Source organism: Paenibacillus sp. FSL R5-0407, assembly GCF_038009185.1.
Lineage (GTDB): Bacteria > Bacillota > Bacilli > Paenibacillales > Paenibacillaceae > Fontibacillus > Fontibacillus vini.
On record NZ_JBBPAX010000001.1, the window covers coordinates 2,572,830 to 2,590,875 of the forward strand.

Sequence of the window (18,046 nt, forward strand, 5' to 3'; positions counted from 1 at the left end):
GGATGTCCTGTTTCTTCTTCATCAAGAGGATCTTATTGAGAGTTCCGTTTCGCTTCTTGGATAAAAGCTTCCAGCGTATCGCTTACTTTCCATTCGCCCAAGGAAACGCCGTGAAACATCACTTTAACTTTGTCTGCGCCTTCCGAACCGCTGACCTCCAAGTTCGGGGTCGTAATGGTGAACGTACCGTCCGGATTCCGGTTCAGCTTCGCTTCGCTAGCTTCCTTTTTCATCATATTCAATGCTTCGGTTTTGCTGATATCCACCGCCTGCTCTTTAACCGCTCCCACCGCGTCGCCGATATCCTTCAGGGAAATTCCGCTGTATACGATGATAAATGCGGCGATGACCAAAACAAGCGCCCATTTCACAACCGTCTTCACCAAATTTAAAATCAGGAACAGTACGACCAGAGCTATAACAATAACCAGCCAGTTCTGTTTCAGAAATTCAGTCCAGACTTGCAAATTCAAATCCAACATGACCCACGCTCCCAAAGTTCTTTAATATCAGTTCAGGCACGCATGCCTGCATGCTTTATACATTATACATGATGGCCCAGTCCAATGTCAGCTTAACCCCGTTTTTCCGCAAAAACCAGGAAATAGGACGAATCCCTCAATCCGGTAATAAGTTCGTCCTTGGAAACGTACAAGTAGATCATAAGAACTTTCCAGGGAGGCACAAGGAATGAAAATGGCATTTTGGCTTTATTTCTTTATGTTTCTCGCTTTTTTCGATCTGCACGCCCAGTATCCCATCCTGACGCCATTTGCTTTATCGCTAGGTGCGGCTCCGACTTTCATCGGCTGGATGATGGGCATTTACGCCCTGACGCATTTACCGGGCAATCTTCTGGCCGGTCAGGGTGTTGACCGGCACGGAAGCCGGGGCTACATGATTTTCAGCCTGATCGGAGCCGGGTGCATTCTATTGCTGCAAGCGCATGTCACTATGCCTTGGCAGCTCCTGGCGCTCCGGTCGATCAGCGGTTTCGTGCTGGCCTTCTTATCCCCGGCATGTCTCGCGATGCTCGCTTCCCTGTCCAAAAATTCGGTCCAGCAAGGAAAACTGATGGCCGGACATGGAGTCGTGCATACGCTCGCCTCGGTCGTTTCCCCGGCCGCCGGCGCATTTCTGGTCGCCCGGACCGGTTACTCGCTTACCTTTCAATCCTTAGGCTGGCTCTTGATTGTCACGGGCATCATCGCCATTTTTACGATTCACGAGCCGAAGAAGGAGAGGTTGGCTCCCTCTTTAAACGCAAAGCATATTCCCGTCAAAATCAACATCATCCCTTTGCGCTACTATGTGCTACCGCTAGCCGTATCCTGCTCGCAGGGGATTCTCTTCTTCGAGCTGCCGCTGCAAGCCGGAGGTACGTCGGGTATTTTGCATACCGGCCTGTATTTCTCGATCATCAGCCTCGGGGCGCTCGTCACTTTGTCCATGCTCTTCCTGAATCGCTATAGCCCGTATAACCGGGTACTGCTGGGTATTTTCGGCATTGCTCTGTCCTTTTTCGCTTTGGCGGCTCTGGATTTCATTCCGCTCCCCGTGTCGCTCTTTGCTCTTGGAATGGCCAAAGGGATTACTTTCCCTGCGATGGCCTCCATGTTCATCGACCTTAGCGGCGGCAAGCGGCTGGGCACCGTATTTTCAGTGCAATCCATAGCCATGTCCATCGGCTCGTTCATCGGACCGATCACGGCGGGCATGCTTCACGAGACCCATTCGCCATATTTTTTCGCATTTCTTCTACTGATGGTCGTCCTGATGTTTACCCCGCCCACGAAACGGCGGGATACACCGGCCCCTCCAGCTATCATTGGAACCTGACAGAACGTCTCAAAAGTTCTTACTTACCTTAACCGGAATAGTTGACTTGCTTTGTAAACAGTTTGTTTTTTGCTTCCGAAATTTAGCTGTGGCAGAGTGGGTAAGGCAGGCAGGGCCCACTGAGAAATAACTGGATTTTCTACAGTTAGTTCCCCACAAATATACCTTTTAGATAAATTAGATGTAAAACCTCCATCTATTTTCGCCGATCATGCCGGATTCGGGCCTTTAAGAACAAATTAACTGTAGTTTTTCCAGTTAATTTCGATTATCCGGCAGATTGGGGGAAATTAACTGTAGGTTTTCCAGTTAATTTCCTAGGAGCATGCACCACCCTCTGTCCATAGGTCCGAGCCCACCTCATCTAGATTATTAGGGGTCCACTGCTGCCCGAATAATTTTTCGCCCATAGGCTGGCACACAGAGCACGGGCCATTGTGCCACATAGTATATCGTGTAGTAACCGATCGAAATGAAAGTGGGGTGAACCTATGGGCTACGTTAATCCTTGCGGACCAGGACCGGGGGTAGGAGGCATATGGACATCGACAGGAGCCATCCTCGTTCTGTACATTTTGCTTGTCATCATTCTCCGCTCTCCTTTCTTCTACTAATAAGAAAACAGAGCACGGAGCTGTCTGACGTAGTCGCTGGCTACGTAGGGCAGCTTTCTTACTTTTGCATGATAAACCACACGGGGTATAAACTAAGTAGGTGCCTCCTTCTATGGACGCATGCATTAGACAGATAAGGCAGGTGATCACGTTGTCCATCAGCATCATCGTAGAGGGCAAAAACGACCTCAGCAAACTAAGGCGGCTTCTGAACGGGGAAGTGCGGATTCATTGTACCTTCGGGACGCTCAACTCGCAAAAACTGGAGTCTCTGCGCAAGAACGTTAAGGGGGACGAGCTATATCTGTTCCTTGATAATGATCCTTCAGGCAAAAGAATCCGCGGTGTGCTGAGAGACACTTTTCCGGATGCGGAGCAGATCTATACCCGCCGGGGTTATGCAGGCGTAGAAGGCACCCCGGACGAATACGTTATCGCGCAATTGGAAAAGGCCGGCCTGGAGGAATTTATTGTTTATCCCCCGGCCAGCCCTTTTTGATTGATGATCACACTAAATTAATTTATTCCTTAGCCAAATCGGCTACCGCCTTCGCAATTTCGTCGGCCGTTACTTCCGGCCGGTAAATTTCCCGCAGGTTTCCGTCCCGATCGACCAGACCGATCAAATCCATATGGACGAAATTGCCGTCCCGGTCCTGGTTAATGAGAATTTTAAACGAGTTCATCGCCAAATCCATAATTTTTTGCTGGTCCCCCCGCAAGAAATACCAGCCCGAATAATCGGCTTTAAACTTATCTCCGAAGGCCTTGATTTTCTCTCGCGTATCTCTCTCCGGATCAAAGGAGATCGAAACAATGGAGGCGTCTTTGGCAAACAACCCCTTTTCTTTCAGCACATCCTGCACTTGGCTTAACCGGAACGTAGTCACCGGGCATACGTCCGGGCAACTGGAGAAGAAGAAATAGAAAAGTCGAACCTTACCGTTCGTATCCTCCAAGGTTACGTTTTTTCCGTCCACATTTTCCAAGTTGAAGCTTTCCACCGGGCGGATGACCGGCAGCTTTGGCTTGGCAAAAGAATCCCATAATAGATACCCCGCCAAGACTACGCAGATCGCCAGCAAAATCCATGTCCATTTGTACTTTTTCAAAAGGGTCATGACGTCTCCTCCATTACAACCATACCGTATCCAAAATCATCACGATCAAAGCGATCGTCAAATAGTTGACCGAGAACAGAAATACCTTTTTGGCCCAACCTTCATCGTCAGTTGAACGAAATCCTTTGAGCGCCATGAAAAGCCAAGCTACGGACAGGATTTCTCCGATAATAAGAAACCAGATCCCCGTATAATCATAAAGATACATTAATACCGGAATCGGAATCAGTAACACGATATACGGAATCATTTGTATTTTCGTTCTAGGAATGCCTTTAACTACAGGCAGCAGCGGGAAGCCCGCAGCACGGTATTCCTCGACGCGCCGGATGCCGAGCGCCCAGAAATGGGGAGGCTGCCACAGAAATAACAGGGCGAAAATGAGCCAAGCTCCCATATCGATATTTCCCGAAGCGGCGACGTATCCGATCAATGGAGGCATCGCTCCGGAAATCGCACCGACCGACGTGCTCCAGGTGGAAGTACGCTTCAGCCAAAGCGTGTAAACAACGACGTAAACAAACATGCCGACAACCCCGAAGGCCCCGGCAAGCAGCCCTGAAAAGGCGAATAGTACGGCCAAGCCGATAATGCCCAAAGCAACGGCATACCAGAGAACGGTCTTCGGCGATAGCTTGCCCACCGGTAACGCACGGTTCTTGGTGCGGGCCATTTTAGTGTCCAGATCCCGGTCAAAGTAGTTATTGAAGACACAGGAGGACGCCATAACCAACACGGTCCCGATCAGCGTTAAAATAAGTTTTCCATATTGAAGGTCCCAATGGGAAGCCAGCCAAAACCCGGCGAATGCCGCGATCAAGTTGGAGCGGAGAATTCCCGGCTTCGTCAACGCAACAAAATCTTTCCAAGTTGCCGATTCCCCCGGGGGCGAAGGTCTTACAGAGGACAGCGTCGCCGATTCCGCAGGAGAATGGTAACTGAATTGTTTATCCACTTTTGATTGTGCCTCCTAATTTATGAGATAGAGGTTCCGTATATATAAACCACAGAAAATTCAATGATTTTCAGCCCTTGCTATAAACTTTATCATATCAAAATGCGAAAGTGTTTGACAATCATTTGATCATTGGTGTTTATTATGACAATTCAGTGACATCTATATATTGATTTAGCTATATAAGTTGAAAAATGGATAGCAAGTAAAAAATCCGGACAAATTGTCTGCCCGGATTCTCTTGATGTCACACTTCACGTTTCGCAAATTGATTTCTTATTCCGGCATGAAGCCCATTAAGTTCTGCACATCGCGCAGCGTCTTCTCCGCCATTTCCGAGGCTCTCTCCGCACCTTGGCGCAGAATGTCACGAATTTCCCCGGACTCCCGGATTTCCCGGTAACGCTGCTGGATCGGTTCCAGCGTACCAACTACGACTTCGGCCAGGTCCTTCTTGAACGGACCGTACATCTGCCCTTCGTACCGCTGTTCCACTTCGGCAACCGACAACCCGGAGCATTGGCTGTAAATGGTGATCAGATTGCTGACCTCCGGCTTATTGGCTGGATCGAACTTCACTTCACGCCCGGAATCGGTCGTAGCGCGGCTGATCTTCTTACGGATGTCGGCAGGAGAATCAAGCAGGTAAATCGCGCTGCCCGCATTCGGGTTGCTCTTGCTCATTTTGTTCGACGCATCGTCCAGCGACATGATCCGAGCCCCCACCTTTGGAATGTAGGGTTCGGGAATAGTGAAGTATTCGCCGAAGCGGTGATTAAAGCGTCCAGCCAAATCCCGCGTCAATTCCAAGTGCTGCTTCTGATCTTCTCCAACGGGAACCAAATCCGCATTATAGATCAAAATATCCGCAGCCATCAGAGCCGGATACACGAACAAGCCTGCTCCGACAGATTCCTTACCGGCTGCTTTATCCTTGAACTGGGTCATCCGCTCAAGCTCGCCCATCGAGGTCAGGGTGGTCAGAATCCATCCGAGTTGGGAATGCTGGCGCACATGAGACTGCATGTACACATTCGCCTTATTCGGATCGATTCCCGCCGCTACGAACAGAGCTGCCACCGCTTCCGATTGCTCGCGCAAGTCGGCAGGATCTTGTGATACTGTAATTGCGTGAAGATCAACGACCATGAAGTTGCAAGTATAATCATCCTGCAAGGTCACGAAATTTTTTAAGGCTCCAATATAGTTGCCTAACGTAATTTTACCGCTAGGCTGGATGCCGGAAAGTACTCTTTTCATCTAAATCAGCCTCCAAGAAATATAGTGTAAGGTCAGGGTTTACAGAAAAAACAAAAAGGCCCCACATCCTCAAGGGACGTGAGACCGTGGTGCCACCCTTATTCACCGGGAAAATAACTTCATGACATACATCGTCATCAGGCTCCCGGCCTTATCTTCCGTAACGTGGAATCAGACGGCCGGCATACTGCGTAAGGAAGAATCCTTTCCGGTTCTGCACGGCGCTCAAGGGTCCATTCGGCAAGGTTCTTCCTCCGGTTCGCATCAACCACCGGCTTTCTGCAGAAATGAAACTTTTGCTTACTTGTCCCTGTCATCGCATTACATTTATTCACCCATTAATATAAGCTCATCATATAGTTCTTCAAGCCGCCATGTCAAATCCATTTTTCGTCCCGGAAAAAAAGTGTTATTATAGTCTCAAGCTTAGGGTTACGATTATTATGTGGGAAAAGGAGCAACGATATGAAAAAAGTGACCAAAGGGCAATGGAATGGTTACGATACGTATATCTTACATAGCCGCGAACTTGAAGTCACACTGCTACCCCGCCTTGGCAATAATGTCATTAGCATATGGGATCATGCCCGGCAACGCGACGTTCTGCGCCGTCCGGAGGAAGACGATCTTGAGTTCTATCTGCAAAAGCCGTATCATTTCGGGGTTCCGCTGTTAATTCCCCCAGGCCGAATTCGCAGAGGGCATTTTACGTATGCCGGTCAGGAGTACCAATTCGACCAGAATACAGCAAATGACAATCACATCCATGGACTTCACCGCACTCAGGCATGGTGTGTCAGCGATATCGATGAGGACGAAGACGGTTGCGCGATTACCACTGAATTTATGACGAGTGATGATCCCAACTGGATGCGCCAATATCCGGTTCCTTTAAAACTGGAGATGACCCTTCGTTTACAGGGGTCTTCCTTGAAACAAACTTTTAAAATAAGTCATTTGGGCGACCGGCCGGCACCTTTTGGTTTAGGCCTTCACACCTGGTTCCTGCTTGACGGAGAGCCTGATCAATGGACTCTGAAACTGCCGGTAGACAGCATCTATTCATCCGATGAAGAATTAATCACTACCGGGGAAACCGCTCCATTGGGAGAACTCGCGGCATTGAACGACGGATTGAATATGAAAGGCAGAAACTTTGATACGATGTTTAAAATAGGTCAGAATCCCGTTCTTGCCGAATTGATTCGCAGCGACGGATATGGGCTGCATTATTCCGCGGACCCGGCCTATTTCAAACACTGGGTTCTCTATACAAAAGGAGAAGCGGATCAATTCCTTTGCATCGAGCCTTACACCTGGCTGCCGGACGCTCCGAATTCCGGACTTCCGGATTCAGAAACCGGCCTGATCGATCTTCAGCCGGGGCAGACGCTGGAATTGAACGTAAACCTGGATATGATCTATCCTTCTGAAGAAGCTTAAAAGCATCTTATAATAAGGAGCCATCTCCCTAACGGGAAGTGGCTCCTTATTTGTTGCTGGGAGAAATGCAATAATTACCACTGCTATAGTTTGACGATAAGCCGAATATTTTGCGCTCCAGAAACCATACTAACATCACAAAGGCCAAAGGAGGTGACAAATATGGCAGGTCAAAACCAAGGCCGCGGTAGCCGCTCTAACAACCTTGTAGTTCCTCAAGCAACTGCTGCATTGCAACAGTTGAAATATGAGGCAGCTCAAGAATTGGGCGTGCAAATCCCGCAAGACGGTTACTATGGGAACTACACTTCCCGTGAAACCGGCTCCCTCGGGGGTTATATCACAAAACGTCTGGTACAATTGGCAGAGCAGCAATTGTCGGGTCGTTCGAACCTGTAATCGGTTTTCAGTTTCCCCCTATACCATATAGGGAGACAGGCGGTCTGCGCTAGCAGGTCGCCTGTCTTTTACATTATAAGTGCACTGATCAGGAAGATACGTCTGCATCTTGGTATGTATGAATATGATTCTTTCGCGGATAACGCTGAATCATCAGATTTGCCATGTTGTAATTGGATTCTAGGATGGCGTCAACGACAATCATGTCCTGTCTGATCGCAAAGTCATAACTGATTTCCCCATGAGTCCAATATTTCTTGTATCTTAATGCTTCAATGGCCATCGTACGAAAAGAATGAAGCTGAGTCGCCGATAATCCGGCTTCCTCGTCCACCATGCGGCCGTTCCGGCCTGCGATCGGATGATGTCGAATCCCGAATTTTCCGATCCCGTTGTTTCGGATTTGGATGAATACGGTCCCCGATGTCATTCCGCCAAGCTCTGATTCCAACTCTTTAAAGACCATATCCACCTGTCTAGCGAGTGATAGCTGATCGGTATTCAGCATATTCACCCTCCCTTCCCGTGTAGTACCCTAGCACCTTAGGGCTTACGTCTCATTATAGGACATACTTATATAAGCATCAACAATATACAACAAAAATGGTTATTTATTACTATACAAAATATGACTTTACCCCCTTTCTCTTCTATAATTCAACATATTTGCTGTTCTTTCGACATGCGAAAATTATCCCTCTATGTCATTTCCCGCCCCATCGCAAAAACCGGGAGATTATTTTCAACACATCCATCTGTGTAGTGAGCAGCTTCTCACCCCAATATCCATTCATCTTTTTTACGAGTTTGTCTTTTTGTGAATTATCCATCTTTTCATACCACCTGCGGAGAATCAAAGAATTTCGGTAACTTTCACGTATTTCTTTCGTCGTTTCGATATAGGATCCAAGACCGCATAAGTCCTCCGCCGCATAAATTCCCGACAACATCGCAGGGAACTGGCCAAATCCAAACAAAGGCATAATCGTCCCAAGGCAATTACCCGTAAACAATGTATTTCCTATTCTGGGCTCATTGCACTGCCCGATCATGTAGTTGTTCACTTCAAAATGATCGGTTATCTTCAAATTTTGTCCTAAATCCAAGCATACACGTTCATAGAACAGGCTCCATTTCTCATCACCGCTGTCAGGCGGGGAATGCAATTCATCCGGGAAGGCGATTACGAGGTTAGCCTCTGTCTTCGAATAAGGAATCAAATATCCGTAGCCTTTCGGAGCGTAGCGGTCATCCAACCAGCACATCACGCAGTAACGCGAAAAATCTCCTTCTACCGTTGCACCTTTAAGTGTAACTGTAAGATCAACTTCGAAATTTTTCATTTCGGATGCGTATTCCGCATCGCCTGTCGCCACGATGACATGGGTATAATCCTTTGCCAGATCTTCATAGGTATGTTCCGAATGATAATGAATGTTCGACTTGACCTGGCGGCCAAGCTGATTTTCGAAAGAGTTCTCATGTCGGCCGCGGATATTGCTGAAACCCAGGTGTCCGCTCAATTTCGCCTGTTCGTGCTCGGAGTGAATGATGAACTCGCCGATATGCCCTGTCGGGTGAAGATAGATTTGATATTGATCCGCCAAATAGGAGATCTCGTCACGAACCGGTCGCGAAAAAATCGTAAGCAGGACCTCTCCGTTGACGAATCGGTCCCCGATGCTTCCCCGCTTCTCGAAAATATCCGGATATATTCCCAACTGCTCCAGGCGAATAGCGCAGGCCAACCCTGATAACCCGGCCCCCATAATCGCTACCTTCATATTGGTCTCCTCCTAAATCTGTAACTAACTCCCCCACTTCTTATTTTGTCCTCGACCAGCTTTGTCTAAGCATCAAGCAAGTTATAATAACTCGAAGCCGCGGTACGAATTAGCTCCTACTCAAGACAGATAACAAAAAGCGGCTTGCCTCCGTCGGCAAACCGCTTTTTTGTGAATTTTCTATCAATAATACTCCGTCACCGAAGGGCGACTGGAAATAATGCCTTCGCTGTCCAGCTTCTTCTTCAGATAGGATTTGTCCGAGGATATAAGCAGGCTCGTGACGGCATCCACTACAAACAAAAATGTAATGTGATTCGACATCATCGCACTGTTGCTGACCGACATTTTGTCCGGTACGATGATATTCGTTTCCGCGGCCTCGGTAACCGGCGAAGAATCATAACAGGTGATGGCCACCGTCTTCGCCTGGTTCATCTGCGCCGTGGAAACCGCATCGATGATTTCGGGCGTCGCGCCGGAACGGGTAAACGCGATGACGATGTCCTCCGCCGTAGCTTGGGACGCTGCGATTTTCATCGCCCTGCTGTCGTTGCTGGCCTCGGCGCTGATTCCGATCATCGTCAGACGGTTCTTCAAAGCCATAGCGGGCAAGAAGGAATCAAAAATGCCGAATATATGAATGCGTCTGGCCTTCTTCAGCATTTCCGCCACGTTCAGCAGCGCCTCCTCGGAAACCATAGCCGACGTATTGACGACCAGCTCGTTGTAATCGAGAGCCAGTCCATCGATCGGCGTGATTTCGCGGCGTTCTTTTTTTCGCGTCTGCATTTCCCGGTAGAATGTATCCTGGGCAATGGCGATCTTGAAATCGTTAAAACCCTTGAAGCCGATCTTCTTGCAAAACCGGTTGATGCTTGTTTCCGATACGCCGATTTCATTGGCAAGTGCCGTAATCGTATGTTGGCTGATGAATTCGGAATTGTGAATCACAAATTGAGCGATCTGGTTTTCACCGTAAGTAAACTTTTGCTTAAGCGAAATGATCTTTGCAATCACCGCGGGTACTTGCGAAGCCATGATATGTCCTCCTGCATTTGCGGAGAAACGTCCTGTAAAAACGTTCTCACGCAATAAACGATTTACTTATTATAGCATATGGAGTCCATTCTCGCCCAAAATCATTTTCCACTTTTTCACATTTTCCGTAAACTGCTCCATTTTCATATGGCCTGTCTGCATCAGATAAATATTATCCAATAGGCTGGGTAAATAAGGCAAGCCGAGTAAACCTTTGCAGAAGGCGTGTGCTGCAATTTCGCTGCTCTGCAGAATCGTCGCCGTTCTGCGGAAGGGGCCGATTTTCAGGCACTCCACCGGCTCCAGCAGCTCATTCGTAAATTGTCCGCTGCGGTACTCCAGCAAGTGATAGTACTCATGTGCCAGATGGATGTCCACAATCCTGTCGAAGGTAACCGGACCAAGCGCTCCCTCCGCGGCCTCAGCCGCTATTTGAAGCTGGTGCATGGATTCCCGGTAAACGGTAATCTTCGGCACCTTCCCGCTCCAATCCAACTGGGCCCGAAGCGCGACCTTGAAGGCTCCCGTACCGGCTGCGGCCGCCAAGTTAAATTTCACGCCCGCTTGATCGAGCAGCTCCCGGATATCCCGGCCTTTCAACCGGTCCGCGGCCTCTCTGCCCATGTCCAAGGAACGGGACAGATAATATCCGTACTTGTCGGGCGCGATTTTATGAAAAACCGGATCCCGCTCCAGCTCGGCCAAAGCCAGCACCTCATCGCTAAGCCCCAAGCCGCGGATCTTGAAGACTTGTTCCTTATTTCGTACCCCCGTCATGGCTCCATCAGCTCCCTTCCGCTTCCGGTTATTGATACGCTACCGCAAGCCAAAATTCCTCATCACCCAGCATTTCCGTCTCCATATCCAAAATGGACAACATTTGCTCCTTTGTCTGCATTCCGGTCAGATCGAGCATTTTTTCCCGGAAAAATAAGAATACCTTCGGAATTGTCGCATTTGCATCCGAATAAATCGTGTGGTCATCCAGGAAAGCCACAAAGGCATCATGCCGCTGCTTCTTGGCAAACTGACCGTAATGAACCCCGGCCTGCTTGAACCGGACCACGCCCTCCCTGTCTACCACGCTGACGGAAGTGCGTTTCTTCTTCAGCAAGCCGAAGAAGGATTTGCGAATTTCCTCGCTGGCGAACAAATGCCAGCGGCCGGTTTGGGCAGCCAGGACCATCGAATCGGGCGGCACGTCCACAGAGCTCGCCGCAATACTTCGCATTTCCTCTTCCGTCAAAGCCGCCTGTCCCAAATCCTTGGACCGGAGCTCGGTTGAACCGGTAGCGATCGCTCGCAAAATGTTCTTCTGATTATCGATCTCGATCATGATTTCAACGGTTTCTTCGCTCGCACCGGACTGAACGATCTTATCCATCACATCGCTGCGAATCCGCTTGATATCCGCTTCGGTCGGGTTGATGACCGTCCGTTCGATCTGCTCCTTGACCATAGCCAGAGCTACCCCAATCGTCGAGATAAAGGGCGCATTCTTGGCGATCTGCCATTTCATTTGTTCTTTCTCGGCCATGGCAGGTATCAGGACGGCTCCGCTGCCGCCTCCGCCGACCAGAGTGACGAAAGAACGGTCGAGCTCGTAATCGGCAATCATTTCATTAACCGTCTTCATTGTCTTCTCGATGGCGATATCCATCACCTGGCGGGCCGCCGACTCTCCGGACATTCCCAGATGCGCGCCCAAAGCGTCCCACGCCAATTCCGCGCTTTGCTTCCCGGCGTACGCATAGTCGCCTTCCGGCACGTAGCCGAGCAGGTTGGCCGCCCCCGCCAGCGTAAAGGAAAACTCCCCGCCGCTCCCCCGGACAATGGCGTATTCGGCGGCGTCACCTTCGCGCGGACTGATGAACAGAACTTGTGCATCCTTCAATTCGCCCGGATCGGCGAAGCATTCATAGGCCTTCCCGGCAATATGGGCACTCCGCGGGCCGACGTCGACGATCTTGCCGCCTGACACGCGGATCATACTGCCGCCCGCTATGCCTAGGGTCCGGACATCCAGGGACTGCAGGTAGGTGCGGTGTCCCCCGACCTGCGCGTTTTGGATCATGACCTTGCCGTTTTTGATAACCGAGATATCCACGCTCGTTCCTCCGACTTCAAAAAAGATGCCGTCGGATATTTTCTCGTACATCAGCGCCCCCGCGACGCCGGCGGCCAGCCCCGACAGCATTGTCAGGATCGGACGCTTGCGCACCTCGTCGATGCTCATAACCCCGCCGTCGCAGCGCATGATCATCAGCTGTGAGGTGATGTTCGCGTTCTTGACCGATTTCTCGGTCATATTGGCCGTCTCCATCATCTTGGGAATCAGACTGGCGTTGATTACTGCCGTCCTGGTCCGAGTCCGCAGGCCGTATAACTGGGAGATTTCATGTCCGCCGGTCGCGAACACGCCACGCCGGTTCGCCGCTTCGACGACGCGCAGTTCACTCGTCGGATCATCCACACTGTAGGCCTCGGAAGCTACGATGACTTCGGCCCCTTGAGAAAGCAGATCCTCCAATCCCTGCTCCACGGCTTCATCCTTCAAATTTTTGGAATCCTGGTACGTATGGTAGGTCTGCAGGTTTTTGCCTGGTGCGAGTTCGATCTGTCCCGGATTGGACTCGCTGCGCGCGCTCAATCCGTCCATTCCCGCCCCCATGCCGAGGATGCCGACTCTGGCGACATCCCCTTCCAGCAGAGCGTTGGTCGCCTGCGTCGTCCCATGGGCGATGAAAGTTACATCCTCCGGAGCAATGCCTTTACTCGCCAAGATGCTTTGCAGAATCTGCACAATCCCCTTCGCCACGCCGTCCTCATCGTGATGGGTGGTCGGAATTTTCATTTTTTCGATGATCTCAAACGTTTCATTATCCAGCACGACCGCATCCGTAAACGTACCGCCGACATCAATGCCAACCCTTACTTTTCGACCCATTTCATATCTCCCTCCTATCTCTCTATATCCATGGCGTCTTTATTCTAAAAAACTACGAACGAGCCCCACACCATGGAGATCAACACGGCTGCAACCATCCAGGGCAGAGTCCGCTTCAAAATTTCGTTAATGTCACTCTTCGTAAAATCGGCCACCCAAACATTGTGGGAGTTGGTCGGATCGGAAACGGACTGCACATTGCTGACTACCCGAAGCGCCAGCATAGCAGCGATCGGCGTCATGCCCGCCCCTACGAACAGAGCGGCGATCCCGCTACCCAGGCCCCACACGTTAAGCGGACCGCGGTAAATTGCCAGCGGCGACAAAATCGTAAAGAACAGGATGTACATCCACGGGCTGTTCGGCAGCACCGATTCGATGACCGGCGAAATGATCGCCGTAACCTGAGGCGCCATAACCGCATTGACCAGCATACCGATCCCGATCATCAGCCCCAAGGCTCCGGCCACATCCTGAATTCCTTCCACCAGGGAGCTGGAAAGCACATGTACCGGACGTTTCGGCCAGGACAGCAGCAACGTGGCAACCGCACCGATGATGACGGCAGGCACGATGTCCATTTTAAAGGCAAAAACCATAATTACAGGAACCAATGGGCTGATCAGAGCGATGGTTGGCACTTTTCGACCTCCTTCAGGAGTCGGAGAAGTAGCCGGCATGGCCCATGCTTTGCGTCCGCGTCCATCGCGGCGGGCATAAAACACGATCATGATCATGCTGATTACGATAAGCGGTAAAGCGGCGATCAAAGTATAGTCAGCAACGGTGGAAACCGGCAGACCCATGACATCCACGTAAACCGCCCAGTTGGAAACGTTGAACAGTACCCCGACGCCTACGGAAGTCAGCAGAACGACGGAGGCAAGAAATTGACTAATTCCGGCGGTCAGCATAATCGGGATAATGATCGTCCCTACGAGAATAACCATTCCGAGACCGCTTGCCGCGGAAAAAATAACCGATGCCGTAACGAAGAACAATAGGGCGATCAGCACCGGTTTGTCGCCGGCCAGCTCGGCAGCTTTACGGATAATAGCCTTGGTAATCCCGACTTTATTCAAGATCTGGCCGAACCAGGCGCCGAAAATTAGCCCGGCTATCGCCGTAGACAGCCGCATGGAGCCTTGGGCAAGAATCGTCCCGCTAAGCGTGGCCGTATCGGGAGTACTGGAAGACCAAGGCACGCCCGCGATCAATGCAAACAGAATCGCCATACATGGCAGCGCCAGAATCGTCGGCAGCTTCCGGGTCATCATCAGCGCCGAAAAGACAAGAAATACGACTAAAATGCCAATTGCCTGTACCCACATCATTGAACTCATGGTTCAATCCCCTTTATCATTCAAATTAAGAAACAACCGGTTTCTATCGTTAGTTCTCTTGTCCAAATTAAAGCTCCAGGTACGCGCCTTGCTTTTTCAGTTCGCTTTGTACCCGGGTTACGTCAACCTGCTGGACATCCAGGTTATGCAACGCTGCCTGCGCTGCGGCAACCCCTCCGGCATGCCCGATGGCGCCGGTCGTTGGCGTTGTTCTGACGGCGGCCTGGGCTTCGAAAGTGGCGGACAGGCAACGGCCGATAACGATAACATTTTTGATAGTCGGCGTAATCAGGCAACGGTAAGGAATGCTGTACATGCCGCCCCATTCCAGCTTTTCATGCTTCGTTCCTTCACCGTCGGGACTGTGGATATCGATCGGATAGCCGGAATGGGCAATCGTATCCTCAAACTTCGTCTGCGACAGAATATCTTGCGCCGTCAACGTATAGAGGCCGATGATTTGTCGTGATCCGCGCACGCCGATCGCTGGGCCGGTAGATTCCACGACAGCGTTTTCAAAACCGGGAACGTATTTTTTCATAAAACGCTCCAATTCCCTGCATTGCTTGCGACCTTCCGTCTCGGCCCGGCTTAGGCTCCATGCATCCGTACCGTCATGCCCGAGAATCCGCGTCGTGTTCATGATCACCTCGCCCGGTGTATTCGTTTCGAAGAAGAGAATATCCTCCCGCGGAATGGAAATCTCGCCGTTCTCCTTCGCTTTCTTGAACAGACTGACAAAGCCGGCGGTCGACAGCCGCGGAGCTTTCTCAATGATCGAGGTGTCGCCATTGTAAAGCGGAAAATCCTCCGGATGGGCATGGATATAAGCCTTCACTTTAGGAATATCGACGTTAATCATCTTCATCTTCAAGGTCATCGGCTGGGTCGCCCCATCGCTTTCGCGTCCTTTCGTGAAAGGAGCCCCCGCACGAACGGACAGGTCGCCGTCCCCCGTACCGTCGATGAAGACTTTGGCGGACAGCTTGCTCAACCCGGACTTGTTGCAAACCGTAATTCCGGTAATCCGCTGGTCCTCCGTATGCACCTCAGCCAGCATCGTGTGGTACAGAATCTGTCCCCCATTCTCCAGGATCATGGATTCCAGTTCTACCTTCATAGCCTCGGCATCGAACGGAGTCACCGAGTACGTGAACCCGACCGTATCAAAAATATGCCCCGGCGATTTGCCGATCCCTTTCAGCCTTTCGATCAATTCATCCGTAAATCCCTGAATAGCCTGCTTCTCCCCGGCATGAAAAGTCATCATCGGGCCGACTCCATTGGCGGTCAAAGTACCGCCCAGATAGCCCTGCTGCTCCACGATCAGCGTCTTTGCGCCCGACTTGGCGGCCGCCACTGCGGCCATCGTACCGGAAATGCCGCCGCCCATTACTATGACGTCAAACGACTCCATCTTGGCAATTCCTCCTCAGTATGTGGTTTGCTGTTTCTTGAGTTCTAAAGTAGCAGAATAATTCCAGCTTGTAAATGATTATGTTTATTTTTTTCTAAATATCCGTTAAATTAGAAAATTATTTTCTTTACATGTTTGTTTAATGATTTTATACTTTGAAATATCTAGTTGTATGCGCTTTATATATTTTTAAAGACTATATTTATTAAAGGAGTCAAAAGAGAATATGGAGAAAATACTGGAACAGTTGAAAGGACAACTGATCGTATCCTGTCAAGCTTATCCGGGAGAAGCGCTGTACGGAAGCCATATCATGACAGCCATGGCGATTGCCGCCAAGGACGGAGGAGCTGCGGCCATCCGGGCCAATTCGCCGCAGGATGTGGCTGCTATTAAAGAAGGCTGCGGATTGCCGGTCATCGGCATCTGGAAACGGGACTATCCCGGCTCGGACGTTTACATTACCCCGTGCCTGTCCGATGCGGAGTTGTTGTTTGCTGCGGGCGCCGATATCGTCGCCGTAGATGCTACAGAGCGGGTGCGGCCTAATGGAGAGACCCTGGAAACGTTGGTGTCCGGCGTCCGAAAGCAGCCCGGCCGATTACTGATGGCCGATGTCTCAACCTTGGAGGAAGGAATCGCCGCCGCCGCGCTGGGATTTGATCTGATCTCCACGACCTTGTCCGGCTATACCCCTTACAGCCCGCAGAGCGAAGCCCCTGACTTCCATTTGTTGAAGGAGCTGGCCGCCGCCGTGCAGGTACCGGTCATTGCCGAGGGGCGGATTCAGAATCCGGAACAGGCCGCCGAAGCGCTGCAGGCGGGTGCCTTCGCTGTCGTCGTTGGAACGGTGATTACCCGTCCACATTCGGTGACGGAACAATTCGTCCGTACCATCAGGGGGGCCGAGTCAGCCGGTAATGCCCGATGAACCGGATCAGAGGCGCCATCGGCATCGATCTCGGAGGCACCGGCATCAAATCGGCGCTAGTCGGCGCGGACGGCAGCGTCAGACACTTCCGCACTACGCCGACTGAGGCCTCGCGGGGCCGAGATGCCCTCCTTGCCAAACTGTACGACATTATCGAGGAGCACCGGCGGACCGCTGAACAGGAAGGAATGCAACTGCTCGGCATAGGCATAGGAACCGCCGGTTCGGTCGACCGCTCCGGCACGGTTTCCTATGCGACGGAGCATTTACCCGGCTGGACAGGAACCCCACTAAGGCAACTGCTGGAGCAGGAGTCCGGGCTCCAGGTCACCGTAATGAACGATGTCCATGCCATCGCGTTGGGTGAACAATGGAAAGGAGCGGCTCAGGCCATTCCCGATTTTGCATGCGTTGCTATAGGTACGGGAATTGGAGGATGCATCGTCAAGGGCGGCACGATCGAAGGCGGAGACGACGGTTATGCCGGCGCCTTCGGTCACCATATCGTCGCCATGGGCGGCCTTTCATGCACTTGCGGCAATCGCGGCTGTTGGGAGAACTACGCTTCCGTGACCGGGCTTAAGAATCTGATGCGCGAACATGAAGCCCCGGATTCCTGGGTTCAGGATCCGAGGGAGCTGTTCGCGGCAGCCCGCGGCGGGGATGCTCGGTCACTGGATCTTATCGGTCAGTATTCGGAAATCATCGCCATCGGTCTCTCCAATCTGGCACACATTCTTAATTGCCGCCGCTTTCTCCTCGCTGGAGCTATTACCGCTCAGGGAGACTTCCTGTTGGATAGAATCGGCGAGCATTTGCGCCGTATCGTCATGCCCGTCTACTGGGGCGACGGAATTCTCCTTCATGCCGCCGTGTTAGGTGAGCATGCCGGGGTCGTCGGTGCAGCATCTTCCGTAGCGGGTATGAGAAATTAAATAGCTTCCCATGACAT

The 18,046-nt window shown here is 51.0% G+C and carries 17 protein-coding genes and 1 other annotated feature; of the genes, 6 read left to right on the top strand and 11 right to left on the bottom strand.

The annotated features are described in order from the left end of the window. Window positions 1–32 precede the first annotated feature (32 nt). Window positions 33–473 carry a hypothetical protein gene (locus NYE70_RS12445; RefSeq protein WP_213655992.1) on the bottom strand — a complete coding sequence of 147 codons (441 nt, stop codon included), beginning with the start codon at window positions 471–473 and terminating at the stop codon, window positions 33–35. A 217-nt stretch (window positions 474–690) separates the two neighbouring features. On the opposite strand from NYE70_RS12445, the gene NYE70_RS12450 reads away from it, so the two are divergent. After that, a complete protein-coding gene (locus NYE70_RS12450) occupies window positions 691–1,839 on the top strand; it encodes an MFS transporter (RefSeq protein WP_211025969.1) in 1,149 nt (382 codons plus the stop codon). A 765-nt stretch (window positions 1,840–2,604) separates the two neighbouring features. Further along, window positions 2,605–2,952, top strand: a complete 348-nt coding sequence (locus NYE70_RS12455; RefSeq protein ID WP_341047585.1) for a toprim domain-containing protein — start codon at window positions 2,605–2,607, stop codon at window positions 2,950–2,952. Between the two features lie 22 nt (window positions 2,953–2,974). Here the strand turns inward: NYE70_RS12455 and NYE70_RS12460 are convergent, their stop codons facing one another. The 3 genes from NYE70_RS12460 to trpS all read right to left on the bottom strand — a co-directional run bounded on the left by NYE70_RS12460 (window position 2,975) and on the right by trpS (window position 5,789). Then, window positions 2,975–3,574: an SCO family protein gene (locus NYE70_RS12460; RefSeq protein WP_211025967.1), complete on the bottom strand. Its 600-nt coding sequence runs from the start codon at window positions 3,572–3,574 to the stop codon at window positions 2,975–2,977. Between the two features lie 13 nt (window positions 3,575–3,587). Beyond that, entirely contained in the window at window positions 3,588–4,529 is a 942-nt protein-coding gene (gene cyoE / locus NYE70_RS12465) for a heme o synthase (RefSeq protein ID WP_211025965.1), read from the bottom strand. Window positions 4,530–4,805: 276 nt separating this feature from the next. After that, window positions 4,806–5,789, bottom strand: coding sequence for a tryptophan--tRNA ligase (gene trpS / locus NYE70_RS12470; protein WP_341046217.1), 984 nt, complete (start codon window positions 5,787–5,789; stop codon window positions 4,806–4,808). 69 nt (window positions 5,790–5,858) lie between these two features. Further along, window positions 5,859–6,115 (bottom strand) — a binding site (T-box leader). Window positions 6,116–6,254: 139 nt separating this feature from the next. On the opposite strand from trpS, the gene NYE70_RS12475 reads away from it, so the two are divergent. Further along, window positions 6,255–7,232 (top strand): aldose 1-epimerase, encoded by a 978-nt coding sequence (locus NYE70_RS12475; RefSeq protein WP_341046218.1) that lies wholly within the window; start codon window positions 6,255–6,257, stop codon window positions 7,230–7,232. A 162-nt stretch (window positions 7,233–7,394) separates the two neighbouring features. Continuing rightward, window positions 7,395–7,631 carry an alpha/beta-type small acid-soluble spore protein gene (locus NYE70_RS12480; protein ID WP_211025960.1) on the top strand — a complete coding sequence of 79 codons (237 nt, stop codon included), beginning with the start codon at window positions 7,395–7,397 and terminating at the stop codon, window positions 7,629–7,631. Between the two features lie 88 nt (window positions 7,632–7,719). On the opposite strand, the gene NYE70_RS12485 is transcribed toward NYE70_RS12480, so the two are convergent. The 7 genes from NYE70_RS12485 to NYE70_RS12515 all read right to left on the bottom strand — a co-directional run bounded on the left by NYE70_RS12485 (window position 7,720) and on the right by NYE70_RS12515 (window position 16,163). Then, entirely contained in the window at window positions 7,720–8,139 is a 420-nt protein-coding gene (locus NYE70_RS12485; RefSeq protein WP_213655919.1) for an O-methyltransferase, read from the bottom strand. Between the two features lie 196 nt (window positions 8,140–8,335). Next, the gene (locus NYE70_RS12490; protein WP_341046220.1) at window positions 8,336–9,415 is read right to left on the bottom strand and encodes an NAD(P)/FAD-dependent oxidoreductase; all 1,080 of its coding nucleotides are present in this window, start codon (window positions 9,413–9,415) and stop codon (window positions 8,336–8,338) included. Window positions 9,416–9,598: 183 nt separating this feature from the next. Next, window positions 9,599–10,456 carry a MurR/RpiR family transcriptional regulator gene (locus NYE70_RS12495; protein ID WP_213655917.1) on the bottom strand — a complete coding sequence of 286 codons (858 nt, stop codon included), beginning with the start codon at window positions 10,454–10,456 and terminating at the stop codon, window positions 9,599–9,601. A 69-nt stretch (window positions 10,457–10,525) separates the two neighbouring features. Beyond that, window positions 10,526–11,233: a hypothetical protein gene (locus NYE70_RS12500; protein WP_211025952.1), complete on the bottom strand. Its 708-nt coding sequence runs from the start codon at window positions 11,231–11,233 to the stop codon at window positions 10,526–10,528. Window positions 11,234–11,261: 28 nt separating this feature from the next. Beyond that, complete coding sequence (locus NYE70_RS12505; RefSeq protein ID WP_341046221.1) at window positions 11,262–13,403, bottom strand: hydantoinase/oxoprolinase family protein; 2,142 nt, start codon at window positions 13,401–13,403, stop codon at window positions 11,262–11,264. A gap of 44 nt (window positions 13,404–13,447) precedes the next feature. Further along, the gene (locus tag NYE70_RS12510; RefSeq protein WP_213655914.1) at window positions 13,448–14,746 is read right to left on the bottom strand and encodes a citrate transporter; all 1,299 of its coding nucleotides are present in this window, start codon (window positions 14,744–14,746) and stop codon (window positions 13,448–13,450) included. A gap of 67 nt (window positions 14,747–14,813) precedes the next feature. Further along, window positions 14,814–16,163, bottom strand: a complete 1,350-nt coding sequence (locus tag NYE70_RS12515; protein ID WP_211025945.1) for an FAD-dependent oxidoreductase — start codon at window positions 16,161–16,163, stop codon at window positions 14,814–14,816. A 226-nt stretch (window positions 16,164–16,389) separates the two neighbouring features. Between NYE70_RS12515 and NYE70_RS12520 the strand changes: the two genes are divergently transcribed. Together NYE70_RS12520 and NYE70_RS12525 are read left to right on the top strand one after the other, a co-directional pair. Beyond that, window positions 16,390–17,094, top strand: a complete 705-nt coding sequence (locus NYE70_RS12520; protein WP_211025943.1) for an N-acetylmannosamine-6-phosphate 2-epimerase — start codon at window positions 16,390–16,392, stop codon at window positions 17,092–17,094. Next, window positions 17,091–18,029 (top strand): ROK family protein, encoded by a 939-nt coding sequence (locus NYE70_RS12525; RefSeq protein ID WP_341046223.1) that lies wholly within the window; start codon window positions 17,091–17,093, stop codon window positions 18,027–18,029. Before NYE70_RS12520 ends, NYE70_RS12525 begins: the two co-directional genes overlap by 4 nt. Window positions 18,030–18,046: the final 17 nt, after the last annotated feature.

Coding starts and splice junctions, on each gene's coding strand:
- NYE70_RS12515 (WP_211025945.1), bottom strand. CDS start 16,163: ATGGAGTCGTTTGACGTCATAGTAATGGGCGGCGGCATTTCCGGTACG.
- NYE70_RS12460 (WP_211025967.1), bottom strand. CDS start 3,574: ATGACCCTTTTGAAAAAGTACAAATGGACATGGATTTTGCTGGCGATC.
- NYE70_RS12510 (WP_213655914.1), bottom strand. CDS start 14,746: ATGAGTTCAATGATGTGGGTACAGGCAATTGGCATTTTAGTCGTATTT.
- NYE70_RS12475 (WP_341046218.1), top strand. CDS start 6,255: ATGAAAAAAGTGACCAAAGGGCAATGGAATGGTTACGATACGTATATC.
- NYE70_RS12520 (WP_211025943.1), top strand. CDS start 16,390: ATGGAGAAAATACTGGAACAGTTGAAAGGACAACTGATCGTATCCTGT.
- trpS (WP_341046217.1), bottom strand. CDS start 5,789: ATGAAAAGAGTACTTTCCGGCATCCAGCCTAGCGGTAAAATTACGTTA.
- NYE70_RS12500 (WP_211025952.1), bottom strand. CDS start 11,233: ATGACGGGGGTACGAAATAAGGAACAAGTCTTCAAGATCCGCGGCTTG.
- NYE70_RS12480 (WP_211025960.1), top strand. CDS start 7,395: ATGGCAGGTCAAAACCAAGGCCGCGGTAGCCGCTCTAACAACCTTGTA.
- NYE70_RS12525 (WP_341046223.1), top strand. CDS start 17,091: ATGAACCGGATCAGAGGCGCCATCGGCATCGATCTCGGAGGCACCGGC.
- NYE70_RS12450 (WP_211025969.1), top strand. CDS start 691: ATGAAAATGGCATTTTGGCTTTATTTCTTTATGTTTCTCGCTTTTTTC.
- NYE70_RS12505 (WP_341046221.1), bottom strand. CDS start 13,403: ATGGGTCGAAAAGTAAGGGTTGGCATTGATGTCGGCGGTACGTTTACG.
- NYE70_RS12490 (WP_341046220.1), bottom strand. CDS start 9,415: ATGAAGGTAGCGATTATGGGGGCCGGGTTATCAGGGTTGGCCTGCGCT.
- NYE70_RS12495 (WP_213655917.1), bottom strand. CDS start 10,456: ATGGCTTCGCAAGTACCCGCGGTGATTGCAAAGATCATTTCGCTTAAG.
- NYE70_RS12485 (WP_213655919.1), bottom strand. CDS start 8,139: ATGCTGAATACCGATCAGCTATCACTCGCTAGACAGGTGGATATGGTC.